This window comes from Mesoflavibacter sp. (assembly GCF_964226795.1).
GTDB lineage: Bacteria > Bacteroidota > Bacteroidia > Flavobacteriales > Flavobacteriaceae > Mesoflavibacter > Mesoflavibacter zeaxanthinifaciens.
Genome location: NZ_CAXQQP010000006.1, coordinates 148,059 through 164,665 on the forward strand (window position 1 = coordinate 148,059; position 16,607 = coordinate 164,665).

General features: G+C 31.3%; 16 protein-coding genes. 9 read left to right on the top strand and 7 right to left on the bottom strand.

Annotated elements, in window-relative coordinates:
* Window positions 1-15 precede the first annotated feature (15 nt).
* From ACEQT4_RS04470 to ACEQT4_RS04495, 6 genes are all read left to right on the top strand, one after another.
* Window positions 16-1,551 (top strand): YifB family Mg chelatase-like AAA ATPase, encoded by a 1,536-nt coding sequence (locus ACEQT4_RS04470; protein ID WP_027878832.1) that lies wholly within the window; start codon window positions 16-18, stop codon window positions 1,549-1,551.
* A 76-nt stretch (window positions 1,552-1,627) separates the two neighbouring features.
* Entirely contained in the window at window positions 1,628-1,987 is a 360-nt protein-coding gene (locus ACEQT4_RS04475) for a hypothetical protein (protein WP_370226232.1), read from the top strand.
* A gap of 3 nt (window positions 1,988-1,990) precedes the next feature.
* Window positions 1,991-2,722 carry a hypothetical protein gene (locus ACEQT4_RS04480; RefSeq protein WP_370226234.1) on the top strand — a complete coding sequence of 244 codons (732 nt, stop codon included), beginning with the start codon at window positions 1,991-1,993 and terminating at the stop codon, window positions 2,720-2,722.
* 107 nt (window positions 2,723-2,829) lie between these two features.
* On the top strand, window positions 2,830-3,294 hold the full coding sequence (locus tag ACEQT4_RS04485; protein ID WP_027878835.1) for a hypothetical protein: 465 nt from the start codon (window positions 2,830-2,832) through the stop codon (window positions 3,292-3,294).
* A 5-nt stretch (window positions 3,295-3,299) separates the two neighbouring features.
* Window positions 3,300-4,010, top strand: a complete 711-nt coding sequence (locus ACEQT4_RS04490; protein ID WP_370226236.1) for a hypothetical protein — start codon at window positions 3,300-3,302, stop codon at window positions 4,008-4,010.
* Entirely contained in the window at window positions 4,003-4,842 is an 840-nt protein-coding gene (locus ACEQT4_RS04495; RefSeq protein WP_370226238.1) for a sensor histidine kinase, read from the top strand. Before ACEQT4_RS04490 ends, ACEQT4_RS04495 begins: the two co-directional genes overlap by 8 nt.
* Here the strand turns inward: ACEQT4_RS04495 and ACEQT4_RS04500 are convergent.
* From ACEQT4_RS04500 to panB, 4 genes are read right to left on the bottom strand one after another with little or no spacing between them, the layout of a single operon-like run.
* Window positions 4,828-6,198 carry an aldehyde dehydrogenase gene (locus tag ACEQT4_RS04500; RefSeq protein WP_370226240.1) on the bottom strand — a complete coding sequence of 457 codons (1,371 nt, stop codon included), beginning with the start codon at window positions 6,196-6,198 and terminating at the stop codon, window positions 4,828-4,830. The genes ACEQT4_RS04495 and ACEQT4_RS04500 overlap by 15 nt on opposite strands.
* Window positions 6,199-6,236: 38 nt before the next feature.
* Window positions 6,237-6,941 carry an RluA family pseudouridine synthase gene (locus tag ACEQT4_RS04505; RefSeq protein ID WP_370226242.1) on the bottom strand — a complete coding sequence of 235 codons (705 nt, stop codon included), beginning with the start codon at window positions 6,939-6,941 and terminating at the stop codon, window positions 6,237-6,239.
* Between the two features lie 20 nt (window positions 6,942-6,961).
* Window positions 6,962-7,312, bottom strand: coding sequence for a four helix bundle protein (locus ACEQT4_RS04510; RefSeq protein ID WP_370226244.1), 351 nt, complete (start codon window positions 7,310-7,312; stop codon window positions 6,962-6,964).
* A gap of 57 nt (window positions 7,313-7,369) precedes the next feature.
* Entirely contained in the window at window positions 7,370-8,188 is an 819-nt protein-coding gene (gene panB / locus ACEQT4_RS04515; RefSeq protein ID WP_027878841.1) for a 3-methyl-2-oxobutanoate hydroxymethyltransferase, read from the bottom strand.
* Between the two features lie 101 nt (window positions 8,189-8,289).
* On the opposite strand from panB, the gene ACEQT4_RS04520 reads away from it, so the two are divergent.
* Window positions 8,290-8,739, top strand: coding sequence for a nuclear transport factor 2 family protein (locus ACEQT4_RS04520; protein ID WP_370226246.1), 450 nt, complete (start codon window positions 8,290-8,292; stop codon window positions 8,737-8,739).
* A gap of 110 nt (window positions 8,740-8,849) precedes the next feature.
* Here the strand turns inward: ACEQT4_RS04520 and ACEQT4_RS04525 are convergent, their stop codons facing one another.
* The 3 genes from ACEQT4_RS04525 to ACEQT4_RS04535 all read right to left on the bottom strand — a co-directional run bounded on the left by ACEQT4_RS04525 (window position 8,850) and on the right by ACEQT4_RS04535 (window position 11,395).
* Window positions 8,850-9,146, bottom strand: coding sequence for a hypothetical protein (locus ACEQT4_RS04525; protein ID WP_370226248.1), 297 nt, complete (start codon window positions 9,144-9,146; stop codon window positions 8,850-8,852).
* 250 nt (window positions 9,147-9,396) lie between these two features.
* Window positions 9,397-10,818: an L-serine ammonia-lyase gene (locus ACEQT4_RS04530; RefSeq protein ID WP_027878844.1), complete on the bottom strand. Its 1,422-nt coding sequence runs from the start codon at window positions 10,816-10,818 to the stop codon at window positions 9,397-9,399.
* Between the two features lie 85 nt (window positions 10,819-10,903).
* Window positions 10,904-11,395 (bottom strand): hypothetical protein, encoded by a 492-nt coding sequence (locus ACEQT4_RS04535; protein WP_027878845.1) that lies wholly within the window; start codon window positions 11,393-11,395, stop codon window positions 10,904-10,906.
* A 173-nt stretch (window positions 11,396-11,568) separates the two neighbouring features.
* On the opposite strand from ACEQT4_RS04535, the gene dnaK reads away from it, so the two are divergent.
* Window positions 11,569-13,479, top strand: a complete 1,911-nt coding sequence (gene dnaK / locus ACEQT4_RS04540) for a molecular chaperone DnaK (RefSeq protein WP_027878846.1) — start codon at window positions 11,569-11,571, stop codon at window positions 13,477-13,479.
* Between the two features lie 128 nt (window positions 13,480-13,607).
* On the top strand, window positions 13,608-16,541 hold the full coding sequence (locus tag ACEQT4_RS04545; protein WP_370226251.1) for a BspA family leucine-rich repeat surface protein: 2,934 nt from the start codon (window positions 13,608-13,610) through the stop codon (window positions 16,539-16,541).
* Window positions 16,542-16,607 lie beyond the last annotated feature (66 nt).

Below are 16,607 nucleotides of genomic sequence, written 5' to 3' on the forward strand. Positions count from 1 at the left end.
CTAAACCAATCATTTATGCTTAAAAAAGTATTTGGAAGTGCCGTTTTTGGTGTCGAAGCAACAACTGTAACCGTAGAAGTTAATGTAGATACCGGTATCGGTTATCATCTTGTTGGATTGCCCGACAATGCTATAAAAGAAAGTAATTATCGTATTGCAGCTGCGTTACAAAATAACGGTTATAAAATACCAGGAAAAAAGATAATTATTAATATGTCTCCAGCAGATTTACGTAAGGAAGGCTCTGCTTATGATTTAACGTTAGCTATTGGGATTTTAGCAGCATCTAAACAAATTAAAGCCGAAGATTTAGACCGTTATTTAATTATGGGCGAGTTGTCTTTAGACGGAAATTTACAACCTATAAAAGGTGCGTTGCCCATTGCAATTAAGGCTAGAGAAGAAGGTTACAAAGGATTTATTCTACCTATGCAAAATGCTAAAGAAGCAGCAATAGTAAACGATTTAGAGGTTTTTGGTGTAGAAAATATTAAAGAAGTAATTAATTTTTTTGATAAAGGTGAAGCATTGCAGCAAGTTAAAATTGATACCAGAAAAGAATTTGAAAAAAATCTAGATTTCCCCGAGTTTGATTTTGCAGACGTTAAAGGTCAAGAAAGCATTAAACGTTGCATGGAAATTGCTGCAGCTGGAGGACATAACATTATTTTAATTGGTCCACCAGGTGCAGGAAAAACTATGTTAGCCAAGCGTTTGCCTAGCATTTTACCACCAATGACGTTGCATGAAGCTTTAGAAACCACAAAAATACACAGTGTCGTTGGTCGTGTAAAAGACACAGGATTAATGTCGCAAAGACCATTTAGAAGTCCGCATCATACCATATCTAATGTCGCTTTAGTTGGTGGCGGAAGCTATCCGCAACCAGGAGAAATTTCTTTAAGTCATAATGGTGTGTTGTTTTTAGACGAGTTGCCAGAATTTAAAAGAGAAGTTTTAGAAGTAATGCGTCAACCTTTGGAGGATAGAGAAGTAACCATTTCTCGTGCGAAATTCACGGTTACTTATCCATCATCATTTATGCTAGTTGCTAGTATGAATCCAAGTCCTGGCGGTTATTTTAACGATCCAGATGCGCCAGTAACTTCAAGTCCAGCCGAGATGCAACGGTATTTAAGCAAAATTTCTGGTCCGTTGTTGGATAGGATAGATATTCATATCGAAGTAACGCCAGTACCTTTTGAAAAATTGTCGGATGATCAAATAGCAGAAAGTTCTGTAGATATTAGAAAGCGAGTAACTAAAGCTAGAGAAATCCAGACAAAACGTTTCAAAGATTTTGAGAATGTACATTACAATGCGCAGATGTCTACCAAACAAATACGTAAATATTGTAAGTTGGATGATGCTTCACTTCAGCTTTTAAAAACAGCAATGGAGCGATTAAATCTTTCGGCTAGAGCTTATGACAGAATTTTAAAAGTAGCCAGAACTATTGCCGATTTAGAGCAAAGTGAAACCGTTTTGGGTAATCATATAAGCGAAGCAATTCAGTATAGAAGTTTAGATCGTGATGGTTGGCTGGGTTAGTTGATTTATAACATTAACAAAATTTTTCCTACTTTTATGAAGTAAATGAGTTATTAATCAAACTAAAATTAACCAAATGCCAAAACCACAAGGAATAATCTCTGCTCAAGAAGCACAGACATTAAACGACAACTGGACAAACTTAAGAGCAAAAGCTAATGAAGCAGCTGCAGGACAACCAGACAATAGATCATCTTGGTACTCTTTAGATGATATGCAAAACTTTTTAGACTATATAAAAGAAAATAACGATAATGTTAATGGCGTTCGTTTTTATTTAGGTGTAGAAACTACTAAAGAAGACCCAAAAGGAATGACAACTATTTTTATGGTTCCAACACAAGAACAAGACGGTAAAAATATTGATATTGAAGGCGCAGAAGGTATGGATAGAGGCTTAAGAGGCGATCCGCCACCTGCTAATTATCCTCAATAATTAATGGATTCTTTTATATATTTTATAAAATCAAATTACGATTTACTTTTTAAAAGTGCAGAAGTTTTAGCAGCTATTATTGGTATATTTTTGTTTAAAAAATATAAAAATGATAATGCTGCTAGGCTTTTTATATATTTTTTAATTTACGTTAATATAGTTGAAACAGTAGGAGCTTATACACATGTTTTAAGAGGTTATCCTGATGATAATTGGGTTAACTTAGCCTTAAAAAACACCGTTTTTTATCAAAATACTTGGTGGTATACCTTAATGTGGGATATAGGCGTATCTATATTTTTATCCTTTTATTTTTTCAAAGTATTAAAAACAAATTTCTTCAAAAAAGTTGTCAAGTACTTTAGTGTAATTTTAATATTATATCAAATTATACTATTTATTTACAAGTTTGACCTATTAATTAACAGTAGTATTTTAAATATTACAATGCTTCATATGATTTTGGTAGTCGTATTAACTTCACTTTATTTTATAGAGTTAATTAATAGCGATTCAATTATTAAATTTTATAAATCATTACCCTTTTATGTAGCAACTGCAACCTTAATATTTACAATAATACAGACACCAATCTATTTTTTTGAAAGCTACTATAATACAAATGATGAAAGTTTTATAGCACTACAAAGAACGATTAACGTATTTTCTATTATACTAATGTATTTTACTTTTGGTTATGGTCTTATTAAATCAGAGCCAGATACAACTACTTAAAATAATTAAGTAGTAAACTAATAAGCATTAAATTGCTATAATGATTATACTAAATTTTTTTTATTACATTTAACCACATATTAGCTATTAATTTAAACTAACCAAAAATGAAAAATTTACTTAGCCTAATTATAGGATTAATTATCGGTGCTTTTGTTTCTTATTATTTTTTCTGTCCTTCTGGATTAACAACAGCTCCACCAACTAGCGTTGTACCAAAAGGAATCATATCTCCAAGTCAAGCCCAAGATTTAAGTGATAATTGGACCACTTATAGAAAAGCAGTAAACGACTCAGTAGCTTATAAAGGAGAAGAAAACCGTTCATCTTGGTATTCTATAGAAGATATGGAGTATTATGTTAATTATGCTCAAGATTCTTTAAACGCTAACGGAATACGTTTATATTTAGGAGTTAACACAACTTTTGGTGATGGAGGTTTAACAACTATATTTATGGTACCAACTCAAGAAGGAGATACAAGATCTTCTCCTCCTAAAGATATCTCAAATGCAGATGCTTTAGATATGGGACACAACGGAATTCCTCCAGGACACGGTTACCCAAATTAAGAGCTTTGGAAAAGTTTTTTATTGAAAATTATTCATACCTAACTTATTTTGTTGAGTTAGTAGCAGTTATTGCAGGAATTATTACGTACAAAAAACATAAAGGAACACCAGCTACTTTTTTTATTAAAATTATTTGGTTTAGTTTTTTTATAGAACTTATTGGAAGTTATTCTAATTACTATAATACTTTTGAGTTTTTAAAACCTATACTTAATTCTATTTTTAAAGTTAACTATTGGTGGTTTACCTTAACCTATTTAATAGGTGTTGTAATATCTATATCCATATTCTATCAGAAAATTTTAGAAAACATCAGATTTAAACTGTTTTTAAAATATTTAACTGTAGCTTATTTTTTATCTGCAGTTATATATTTGCTAATAAATCCAGACTTGTTTTTTAGTCAAATACCGCCTATAATATCAATTTTGGCAGGTATATTAGTCTTAACATCTTGCGTGCTTTATTTGGTAGAATTATTGTTAACAGATAAGATTATAAATTTTTACAAATCAGTTTATTTTTATATAACAGTAGGACTATTTTTTTGGTGGATTGTAGTTACACCTTTAACATTTTATGACGTTTATATGGTTAATAGTGATTGGAAATATATTCTTTTAAAATGGCAGGTTTTTCTGTCCTTAAATTTTATGATGTATATTGTATTTGCTGTAGGGCTATTAATATCTAAACCAGAAAAAGTCAATGAGTAATTTTATAATTTTATTATTAAAAGATCCAGCAACATCAACAGCTGCAGAAAGATATTTGCTTATTTACATGATATTTGTTTTAATAGCAATTACATCTTTAGTAATCTTATTTTTTATAGTATTCCAAAAAAGAAAAAATAAGCTTTTGATAGATAAAATTAAGCAGAAACAAGCATTTGAAAAAGAATTATCCAATGCGCAGACAGAAATACAAGAACAAACTTTAAAAAATATTGGTTGGGAACTTCATGATAATGTTGGTCAATTATTGGCAGCTGCTAGTATGCAACTTAATATCTTGAAAACAAAATTAGGTGATGATGACGTGTTAAATTCATTTAAAGATGCTTCAGATACTGTAAAAGAAAGTCTAAAAGAAGTACGTATGCTTTCTAGATCATTAAATAATGAAGTTATTTTAAATATAGGTTTTGAAAAGTCTATCAGTAATGAATTAGATCGCCTTAAAAAGATGAAGTTTGCTAGTGCAGAGCTTAATGTAAAAGGAGATATAGTAGAATTTGAAAATAAAAAACACGAAATAATTATTTTTAGAATTCTTCAAGAGTTCTTTTCTAATACCGTTAAGTATTCTGAAGCAAAAAACCTATTTGTTATTTTAGATTATCAAGAAAATCACCTGAAGATTATAGCTAAAGATGATGGTGTAGGTTTTGATATGACCACTGTTAATAAAGGCGCAGGATTATTAAATATGCAAAGTCGAGCAGAATTAATTAATATGGAATATCAATTAATATCTCAACCAGGTGATGGTGTTACTTTAGAACTACTTTATCCTTACAAACACGATACTTTAGATCCATTTTAATAAATATTTTAATTTTTTTAATTTACCAGAATAAGGTGCGTATCGCAAGGGAATATCTAGCCAATTTGCTTTTTTTACAATAGCTTTTTTATGGCTAAAAGTATCAAAAGTATACTTTCCGTGATAAGCGCCAATCCCACTATTGCCAACACCTCCAAAAGGTAATTTATGATTTGCAAAGTGAACAACAGTATCATTAATACAACCACCACCAAAAGAAAATTCTTTAATTAATTTTTTGGCTTGTGTAGTATTTGTACTAAATACATAAAGGCTTAATGGTTTTGGATAGCGGTTTATAATTTTATGCACTTCATTTAAATTTTTAAATGAAGTAACAGGTAAAATAGGACCAAATATTTCATCTTCCATCACTTTACTGTTTAATGAAGGTTCATCAATTATTGTTGGAGAAATATAAAGATCTTCCATATTAGTTTGCCCACCAATTACGCAGTTTTCGTTTGTTAGCATTTCTGATAGTCGATTGAAGTTTTTCTTATTAATTATACGAGCAAAATCTGAAGATTTTTCAGGGTTTTTGCTGTAAATAGTTATAAGTTCATCTTTTAAAACTTCATAAAACTTATTCTTAATAGACGCATCAATTAAAATATAATCTGGTGCAATACACGTTTGACCTGCATTAATAAACTTACCCCAAACAATACGTTTTACAGTTAGTTTTATATTAGCAGTTTTATCAATAATACAAGGGTTTTTTCCTCCTAATTCTAATGTTATAGGTGTAAGATTTGGTGCAGCTGCTTTAGCTACAATTTTACCAACACCAACGCTACCAGTAAAGAAAATGTAATCCCAAACTTGATCTAAAAGTTTGGTAGAAGTATCTACACCACCTTCAACCACGGTTACAAATTCTGGTGGAAAAACATTTTTTATAATTTTTGTAAGTAAAGCTGATGTATTAGGTGTTAACTCGCTTGGTTTTAGCACTACAGTATTTCCTGCTGCTACAGCACCAATTAATGGAGCTAAAGCTAGTTGGTAAGGATAGTTCCATGGTGCGATAATTAAAACTGTTCCGTAAGGTTCAGAATATAAATAGTCTGATGAAGGAAAATTTAATAGGCTAGGAAATACACGTTTTGGTTTTGCCCATTTGTTTATATTATTTATTGTACGTTTTAAGTCTTGTAAAACAATTGCTGTTTCAGTTATAACAGATTCAAATTCTGGTTTTTTAAAATCGTTATAAAGCGCTTTAACAATAAGATCTTCTTGGTTAATTAATTCTGATTGAAGCTGTTTTAGTAATTGCTTTCTGTAGGCAATAGTTTTGGTTTTACCAGTTTTAAAAAAATCTTTTTGAGAATTTACTATAGCTTCAATCATGCCTTATTTCTTTTTTAATAAAAATAAGAATTATTAAACTAAATACAGGCGTCCCAAACAGGATCTTTTGGTAATGGTGCTGTAATATCTAACTCTTCTTTAGAAACAGGATGAATAAATTTAATATTTCTGGCATGTAGACTTATACTAGCATCTTTGTTGCTTCTATCAAAACCATATTTTAAATCGCCTTTTATTGGACAACCAATAGTGGATAATTGAGTACGTATTTGATGGTGTCTACCTGTTTCTAAAGTAACTTCTAATAAGTAGAAATTATCTAGTTTTTTGATAATTTGATAGCTTAAAATAGCTTTTTTACTGTCTTTAACTTCTGTAGAATGTGCGTAAGATTTATTGTTTTTAGGATTCTTTTTTAGCCAATGAACAAGTCTATCTGAATCTTTTTTAGGTTTATTTTTAACTAAAGCCCAATAGGTTTTGGTTATATCTTTAGTTGCAAACATCTTGTTTAATCTTGGTAATGCTTTACTAGTTTTAGAGAAAATCACCAAACCAGAAGTAGGCCTGTCTAATCGATGAACCGTTCCTAAATAGACATTTCCTGGTTTGTTGTATTTATCTTTTAAATAAGATTTGACTACATCGCTTAACGGTTTATCACCAGTTTTATCACCTTGCACAATATCTCCAGCACGTTTATTAACCACAATTATATGGTTGTCTTCGTATATAACTTGAAGATTTTTTTTGTTGGATAGATGCTTCGATTTTTGGATCATTCGATGATTAGATTTTTAGATTAACTTAAAGAAGAATTAAACTTTGAAGTCATTTTTATTATTGAATTTAATTCATTCAATAAAGATTCTAAATCTTCATCTGAAATAAAGTTTAAATCAGAAGCTATAAGAAGTTGAGTTTCAATTTCAAAAGCAGAACCTAATGTTATTTGTAAAAACCTAGCAAAATCTTTATTTGATTTTCTTGAAGAACCTTCAGCTATATTAGATGGAATTGATACAGCAGCTCGTCTTAATTGATTTGTTAGCCCAAATTTTTCAGATTCAGGAAAGTCAGAAGTCACTTTATAAATAGCAGAGCAAAAACTTCTACTACGTTTCCAAATTTCTAAATCCTTAAATCTATGCATAAATAATAGTCTAATTAATCCAACAATCTAACAATCTAATAATCTAATAATCGGTGATTAATACTGTTCCTTCTCACTAGGAAAATCAACCGATTTTACATCATCCACATATTGAGATATTGCAGAAGTCATATCGTCATAAAGATTCATATAGCGGCGTAAAAATCTTGGATTAAATTCATGTGTCATGCCAATCATATCGTGTAAAACTAATACTTGACCATCTACACCATTACCAGCACCAATACCAATTACAGGAATTGACACACTTTCTGCAACTTCTTTAGCTAATGTAGCAGGGATTTTTTCTAGAACAATAGCAAAACAACCTGCTCTTTCTAACATTATTGCATCAGATTTTAGTTTTTCAGCTTCAAATTCTTCTTTAGCTCTTACTGTATAAGTTCCAAATTTATAGATAGATTGTGGCATAAGCCCTAAATGTCCCATTACAGGTATACCAGCGTTTATTATACGTTTAATAGATTCTTTTACTTCTTTTCCTCCTTCAAGCTTAACAGCATGTCCGCCAGATTCTTTCATAATTCTAATAGCAGATCGCAACGCTTCTTTAGGATCACTTTGGTAAGTTCCAAACGGTAAATCTACCACTACTAGCGCACGTTTTACAGCACGAATTACAGAAGAGGCATGGTAAATCATTTGGTCAAGAGTAATTGGTAATGTAGTTTCATGACCTGCCATTACATTACTTGCAGAATCACCAACTAAAATTACGTCTACACCAGCGCCATCTACGATAGTAGCCATAGTATAATCGTAAGCGGTAAGCATAGAAATTTTTTCGTTATTAGCCTTCATATCGACTAATGTTTTTACAGTAACTCTCTTATATTCTTTTTTTGCGGTAGACATAATTTTTAATTTGATAGACTGTAAAAATACTAAAATTAAGGCGTATTGCTAAATTTTTCTTTTAGTTGAAAATCTTATATTTACAATAAATTATATCTAAGATGAAATCAATTTTCTATGTTTTTTTGCTTTTTATTTCTGTCGAAACTTTTGCGCAAAGTGAAGCTGAAGTACAAAAAACTATCGAAACGTTTTTTGAAGGTTTTCATACACAGGATTCTACACTATTAAATAAAGTGGTTTATAAAGATGTAACGTTACAAACCATAGCGACTAACCGAGAAGGAAAAACCATTTTACATACCGAAGACTATTCAAAATTTATAACTTCAATTTTATCAATTCCTAAAAATCAAAAATTTGAAGAAAAGCTATTGAGTTTTGATATTAAAATTGACGGAAATATGGCAAATGCTTGGACACCTTACCAGTTTTGGTTTAACGACCAGTTTAGTCATTGTGGCGTTAATTCATTTCAGTTAATAAAAGTAGATAATGCTTGGAAAATCTTCTTTTTAGTAGATACCAGACGTAAAGTTTGTGAAGAATAATTATATCTGATGTTTTCTTGGGCTAATTCGAAGCAAAAGTTAAGTATTTAGAAAATAGGGCAGAAGAGAGACATAAATTTTTGGATTTGCACTTAGATAAATATCATATTTTATTCATTTATTTCGGTGTAGTTAAATCCAAAAAATGATTCATAGAAGCACAAATTAATTCTGTCTCCGATTTCTTTAGATAACCATAATTCGTGCTTACTAACAACAGTTTCCTTTTTATTAATTAGGTCAACTACTAGAGTATTAATTTCAGGTTTTCTAAAACCACTTTCTTCACGGTACTTATTTGTAATATAAAACGAATCACATTTAGTTTTTTGTGATAAATAAATATTTAATTCGTTGAAAGCAAAAAATATAATGCCAGTAGTTATCATTAATACTAGTGCGCTCATTGTGCCATCATCATTTTTCTTAAGGCTAAATCTTAAAATTAATGGTTTTACTTTCTTTAATACTAAATACCCTAGAAATATCCCAATAATACTTACGATTGCAGTAAAAATGTAAGGACTATTGTATTTTGGAATATCTTTAAAAGCAATAATTGTAAGAAATAAACTTACGAATAATGAGCTGAAGATAAATAGTCCGAGTATTATCGCATTTTTTTTTTGACTTAGTCACTTTCTTTTTATGTTGTTTCTAACAATCAGACAAACTTACTCTAACTGCTAATCCACCTTCACTAGTTTCTTTGTATTTAGTATGCATATCCTTTGCGGTTTCCCACATGGTATCTACTACTTTGTCTAGTGGTACTTTTACGTTTTTAGGATCTGTATCTAAAGCTAATTCGGCAGCATTAATAGCTTTTATTGCGCCCATACTATTACGTTCTATACATGGTATTTGTACTAAACCAGCAATAGGATCGCAGGTTAGACCTAAATGATGTTCCATTGCAATTTCTGCAGCAATCATCACTTGTTCTGGTGTACCACCAAGTAATTCGGTTAAGGCACCAGCAGCCATAGCAGAAGATACGCCAATTTCAGCTTGACAGCCGCCCATTGCAGCGCTAATTGTAGCACCTTTTTTAAAGATGCTACCAATTTCACTAGCTACTAAAAGAAAACGCTTTATGTCGCTAAAATCGCCATCATGATTTTCAATAACCATATAATACATCAAAACAGCAGGAATTACACCAGCACTTCCGTTAGTTGGAGCTGTAACCACACGACCTAAAGATGCGTTAACTTCATTTACAGCTAAAGCAAAACAGCTAACCCATTTAAGGATTTGTCTAAATTTAACTTCACTTTCTCTTATACTTTCTAGCCATTCTTGCGGTGTTGTGTAAGGTACTTCGATATTTAATCGTTTGTGTGTATCGTAGGCACGTCTTCTTACATTTAATCCGCCTGGTAGATTACCTTCGGTATGACAACCAATAAACATACATTCTAACATGGTTTGCCAAATGCGATTTAATTCGAAATCTATTTCTTCGTCAGAGCGAAGTGATCTTTCGTTTTCAAGTACAATTTCAGAGATACTAAGATTTTCTTTATGACAAAATTCAAGCAACTCTGTTGCTTTGTGAACAGGGTATGGAAATTCTTTAAGCAGTTCTACATTTTCTTCATGTACAGTACGTTCTTCTTTAACCACAAATCCGCCACCAATAGAGTAGAATGTAGACTCATGCGTTTCATTTTCCGCGTAAGCGGTAAACTTAATTCCGTTTGCATGAAACGGTAAAAACTCACGGTTAAACACAATATCTTTTTCGGGTTCAAAAGGAATCACTAACTCATTGTTTAAAACTAATTTGTGCGTGTTAGTGATAGACGCAATTACAATGTCAATAGTATCGGTAGGTATACGTTCTGGATCAGCACCACTTAAACCTAGCATAACGGCTAAGTCAGTAGCATGACCTTTTCCTGTTAAGGATAATGACCCATATAGGTCAACTTTTACATTAATAATGCGGTCAAAAAAGTTATCTGCTTTTAGCTCATAAATCCAGCGTTCGGCAGCACGCCAAGGTCCTAAAGTGTGAGAACTTGATGGGCCTACGCCAATTTTAAGCATATCAAAAACCGAGATACATTCCATTTACGAAAACGTTATATTTTTCGCAAATATACATTTGTTATTTGTGTTACAATAAAAAAGAGAAAATATTAACTATTAATAAAGTTTATCGTCTTTTAAACGACTTTATATCAAGTAGCTCTATAACATTATTAATATCCGAATAATCAACTCTACCAACGTTATCTGCAGGAACAACTACAACTCTAAATATTTGATTATTTGTCCAAACAGGATCTAAAGTACTAAAATTAGTATCTCCTTCTAAGAAAAACCTTACATCGTTTTGAGTAAAATCAAAGTTGTAAGTTAAAGATGTATTGTCTTCAAAAGTGGTGCTTTGAGGTAACAATCGCCAGATATCTTGACCGTTATCTGTATCCCATAAAATATACACAAGTGTCATGTCGTAAGGAAACAAATCAAAACCATATGGCTCTATAAATTCATAATTATTTTCAGCAGTAAAATCTATTGCAATTTCAAAAGCACTAGAAACAATTAATCCTCCATCTTGACCATCAAATCCAGGAGGACCTTGCGGACCTTCACAAGCAAATAAAAAAGCGACAATAACTAAGGACAATAATTTTTTCATAACTAAAATTTTAATTTTTATAAAGTTACAATTATGTTTTAAAATACTGTGTTTATTGATTATCTAAATTTAAATATGACATCGTGTCAGTAAAAATGTCTTGGCATATTAATTGACTTAATGACGTCGAATAAGTTTTTAAAACACAACAAAAAAATAAATTATATAAAATTATGAGTAAGATTATTGGAATCGATTTAGGAACAACTAACTCTTGCGTTTCTGTAATGGAAGGTAACGAACCAGTAGTTATCCCTAACGCAGAAGGTAAGCGTACTACACCTTCTGTAATCGCTTTTGTTGAAGGCGGAGAGATAAAAGTTGGTGATCCAGCAAAACGTCAAGCAGTAACAAACCCAACAAAAACTGTTTATTCTATTAAACGTTTTATGGGTAACAAATATTCTGAGTCTAAAAACGAAGCAGAACGTGTACCATATAAAGTAGTAAAAGGTGATAATGATACACCTCGTGTAGATATTGACGGTCGTTTATATACACCACAAGAATTATCTGCAATGGTACTTCAAAAAATGAAAAAAACAGCTGAAGACTACTTAGGACAAGACGTAAGCGAAGCAGTAATTACTGTACCAGCTTACTTTAATGATAGTCAACGTCAAGCTACTAAAGAAGCAGGAGAAATTGCTGGTCTTAAAGTTAGACGTATCATCAACGAGCCTACAGCAGCAGCTTTAGCTTATGGATTAGATAAAAAAGGAACAGATCAAAAAATTGTAGTATTTGACTTTGGTGGTGGTACTCATGACGTATCTATATTAGAGTTAGGAGATGGCGTTTTTGAAGTATTATCTACAGACGGAGATACACATTTAGGTGGTGATGATGTAGATGAAAAAATCATTAACTGGTTAGCAGACGAGTTTCAAGCTGAAGAAAACATGGACTTACGTAAAGATCCAATGTCTTTACAACGTTTAAAAGAAGCTTCAGAAAAAGCTAAGATAGAATTATCATCTTCTGAGCAAACTGAAATCAACTTACCATATATCACAGCTACAGCAAGCGGACCAAAACACTTAGTGCGCACATTAACACGTAGTAAATTTGAGCAATTAATAGACGATTTAGTAAAACGTACTATAGAGCCATGTGAGTCTGCATTAAAGTCTGCAGGATTAAGTAAAAGTGACATTGACCAAATTATCTTAGTTGGTGGATCTACACGTATTCCAGCAGTACAAAAAGCAGTAGAAAGTTTCTTTGGTAAAGCGCCAAGTAAAGGTGTAAATCCAGACGAGGTTGTATCTTTAGGAGCAGCAATACAAGGTGGTGTATTAACAGGAGATGTAAAAGACGTATTATTATTAGACGTAACACCATTATCTTTAGGTATTGAGACTATGGGTAACGTATTTACTAAGTTAATCGAAGCAAATACAACAATCCCAACAAAAAAATCTCAGGTATTTTCTACCGCAGCAGATAATCAGCCATCAGTAGAAATCCATGTATTACAAGGAGAACGTGCTATGGCGGCAGATAATAAAACGATTGGACGTTTCCACTTAGACGGAATTCCACCAGCACAAAGAGGTGTACCACAAATTGAGGTAACTTTTGATATTGATGCTAACGGTATTATTAAAGTATCTGCAACAGATAAAGCAACAGGAAAATCTCAAGATATTCGTATTGAAGCGTCTTCTGGATTAACTGAAGATGAAATCCAAAAGATGAAAGCAGACGCTGAAGCAAATGCAGAAGCAGATAAAAAAGCAGCAGAAAGCGCTAAGAAGTTAAACGAAGCAGACTCTATGATTTTCCAAACGGAAAAGCAATTAAAAGAATTTGGTGATAAATTATCAGAAGATAAGAAAAAGCCAATTGAAGATGCTTTAGAAGAACTTAAAAAAGCTTACGAAACAAAAGATTTAGCAGTAATCGAGCCAGCGTTAGAAAAAATTAACGAAGCTTGGAAAGTTGCTAGCGAAGAAATGTACAAAGCACAACAAGAAGCACAAGGAGCAGCTGGTGCTACAGACGCAGGTGCAGGCGCACAAGGTCAAGCAGCAGACTCTGGTAGTGATGTTGAAGACGTTGACTTCGAAGAAGTGAAATAATTTATCATTTCTTAGTAAAACTTAGAATCTAAATAAAACTAAAAACGCAACTATTAATTAGTTGCGTTTTTTTGTTTTGAATATTTTATCGATATTGTTAATCATTAAAACCGATTAATCAATACCTAATGAAAAAATTCTACTTCTTATTTGCTTTACTTTTTACAATAACATTTTCTTTTTCTCAAAATGAGTTTGTTATGATTTGGGAAGTGGCAGGAACTAACCCTTCTGCTTGGAGTATTGAAATACCAACTACTGGAACAGGTTATAATTACACAGTAGATTTTGGTGACTCTTCAACTCCAATAAATAATGTTTCAGGAAATATTACACACAATTACTCAGCTGCAGGTACTTATACTGTTAGTATAACAGGAGATTTTCCTAGGATATATTTCCCAAATACATCTCTTGATAATAAATACAAAATTAAAAGTATTGAGCAATGGGGAAATGTTCAGTGGACGTCAATGGAAAGTGCTTTCAAAGATTGTGATAATCTTGTTATTAATGCAATTGATAGCCCCGATTTGAGTCAGGTTACTGATATGAGTTATATGTTTTACGGAATAGATTCAATTAATCAATCTATTAATAATTGGAATGTTTCAAACGTTACTGATATGAGTTTTATGTTTTCCGAAATGGATGCGGTAATGACTTCGTTAAGTAATTGGAATGTTTCAAACGTTACCAATATGAGTCATATGTTTAATGGATCTGAATTTTATAATCAAACTTTAAATATAGATAGTTGGAACGTGTCTAATGTGACAGATATGAGTTACATGTTTAGTTCTGGAACTAACTCTTTTAATGAACCCTTGAATAATTGGGATGTATCTAGTGTAGTTACTATGGAAGGTATGTTTTATTCTAATCATTCTTTTGATCAGCCTTTAAATAATTGGAATGTTTCTGCTGTTAATGATATGTCTCAAATGTTTTCTAACACAAGCTTTAACAAACCCATAAATAATTGGGATGTGTCAAGTGTTATTAATATGGAGAGCATGTTTGAAAATAATCATGAATTTAATCAAAATATTAATTCTTGGAATGTCTCAAGTGTTATTAATATGGAGGACATGTTTTATTATTGTATTGCATTTAATCAACCCGTGAACAATTGGAATGTTTCTAATGTTTCTAACATGAAGAGAATGTTTTATAATGCTCATGTTTTTAATCAACCAATGGACAATTGGAATGTATTTAATGTGACAGATATGTCTTATATGTTTTATAGATCATATGCATTTAATCAAAATATAGACTCATGGAATGTTATAAATGTAGCAACAATGCAAAGTATGTTTCAGGATGCTATTACTTTTAATCAACCAATTAATAATTGGGATGTTTTAAATGTTGCCAATATGAGAGATATGTTTAATGGTGCCTCCTCTTTTAATCAACCATTATATTTATGGAATGTTTCAAATACTTGGAATCTTTATGGAATGTTTGATGATGCTAGTAGTTTTAATCAAGATTTAACTAATTGGGATTTTAATACTCAGTTTATTGATTTAAGAAACTTTTTAAGCGGCTCAAACTTAGATATTCAAAACTATGACAATCTATTATTAACCTTTGCAAATTCAGGTATAACTAATGAAGAAATAGGAGTTTTAGGTTTAAATTATTGCAATATTGATGCAAGAAACTATTTATTAAATCAAGGTTGGGTTTTTTTTTATGATTCTTTATCAACAGATTGTAACATAATATTTGGTTCGGTTTACTATGACTTTGATAATAATGGATGTACTAATACTGATATAGAAATGTCTAATCTTATTGTTGATTCTAATAATGGTACTAATTCGTATTCTACTTTTGTGACTAATAGCAGTTATGATATTTCAGTATATGGAGGTAATCAAACCGTTTCATTAATAAATTTACCTTCATATTTTACGGCAACACCGCAAAGTCAAACCGTAGATTTTTCAACCACATCTACAGAGCAAGTAGATTTCTGTATAACAGCTAACCAAGTTGTAGAAGACTTAAATATTACTATTTTATCATTAGATGATGCTAGACCTGGTTTTGAGTCTAATTACAAACTAATTGTTCAAAACGTAGGTACAGAAACTTTAAATGCAGTTACAGCAAATGTTGTATTTGATAATTCCAAACAATCTTTTGTCTCTTCAAACCCAACAGCTACAAGCACAACAGCAAATACTTTAGATTTTAGTATTGGCACTATACAACCATTTGGTAGTGCAGAAGTAGAGTTTGTTATGCAAACCTTAACACCGCCAACAGTAAATGCAGATGATGTGTTAACATTTACAGCTACAGTATTACCAGATGCATCAGATTATACACCAAATGATAATGTGTTTACTTTAGATCAAATTGTTGTTAATGCTTATGATCCTAACGATAAACGCGTGTTACAAGGTGATGAAATTACAATGTCTCAAACAACAGATTATTTAGATTATATTATTAGATTTCAAAACACAGGAAGTGCTAATGCTACTTTTGTAAGAATAGAAGATATTTTAGACCCAGATTTAGACTGGAGTACGCTTAAAATTACAAGTGCAAGTCATGCTTACGATGTGAAAATTACTAATGGTAATGAAGTCGAGTTTTTATTTGAAAATATTAATTTAGCTTATGAAGCTGCAGATGAACCAAACAGTCATGGTTACATAGCCTACAAAATAAAACCAAAACCAACAGTACAATTAGGTGATGTGTTTAGTGGTGATGCAAGTATTTATTTTGACTATAACTTGCCAATTATAACAAATACAGTATCTACAACTGTTGTAAATAATTTAAGTATAGATGAATTTTCAGTAAGTCAATTAATTTCTATTTATCCAAATCCAGTTAAAGAAAGTCTATTTTTAAAAACTAAAAACGGAGTATCTATAACGTCAGCTAAAATCTCTGATTTAAAAGGAAATAAGTTGATAGATATAAATAATTCAGTAGAATATATTAATACAGAAGCATTGTCTTCAGGGATATATTTGCTGTCAGTACAAACCAATCAAGGTAAGATAAGTAAGAAAATTATAAAGAATTAATTATTTTGTCGTTCAGAGTGTCACACTGAGCGCAGTCGAAGTGCAAGCAGGTATCTAAATAAAACT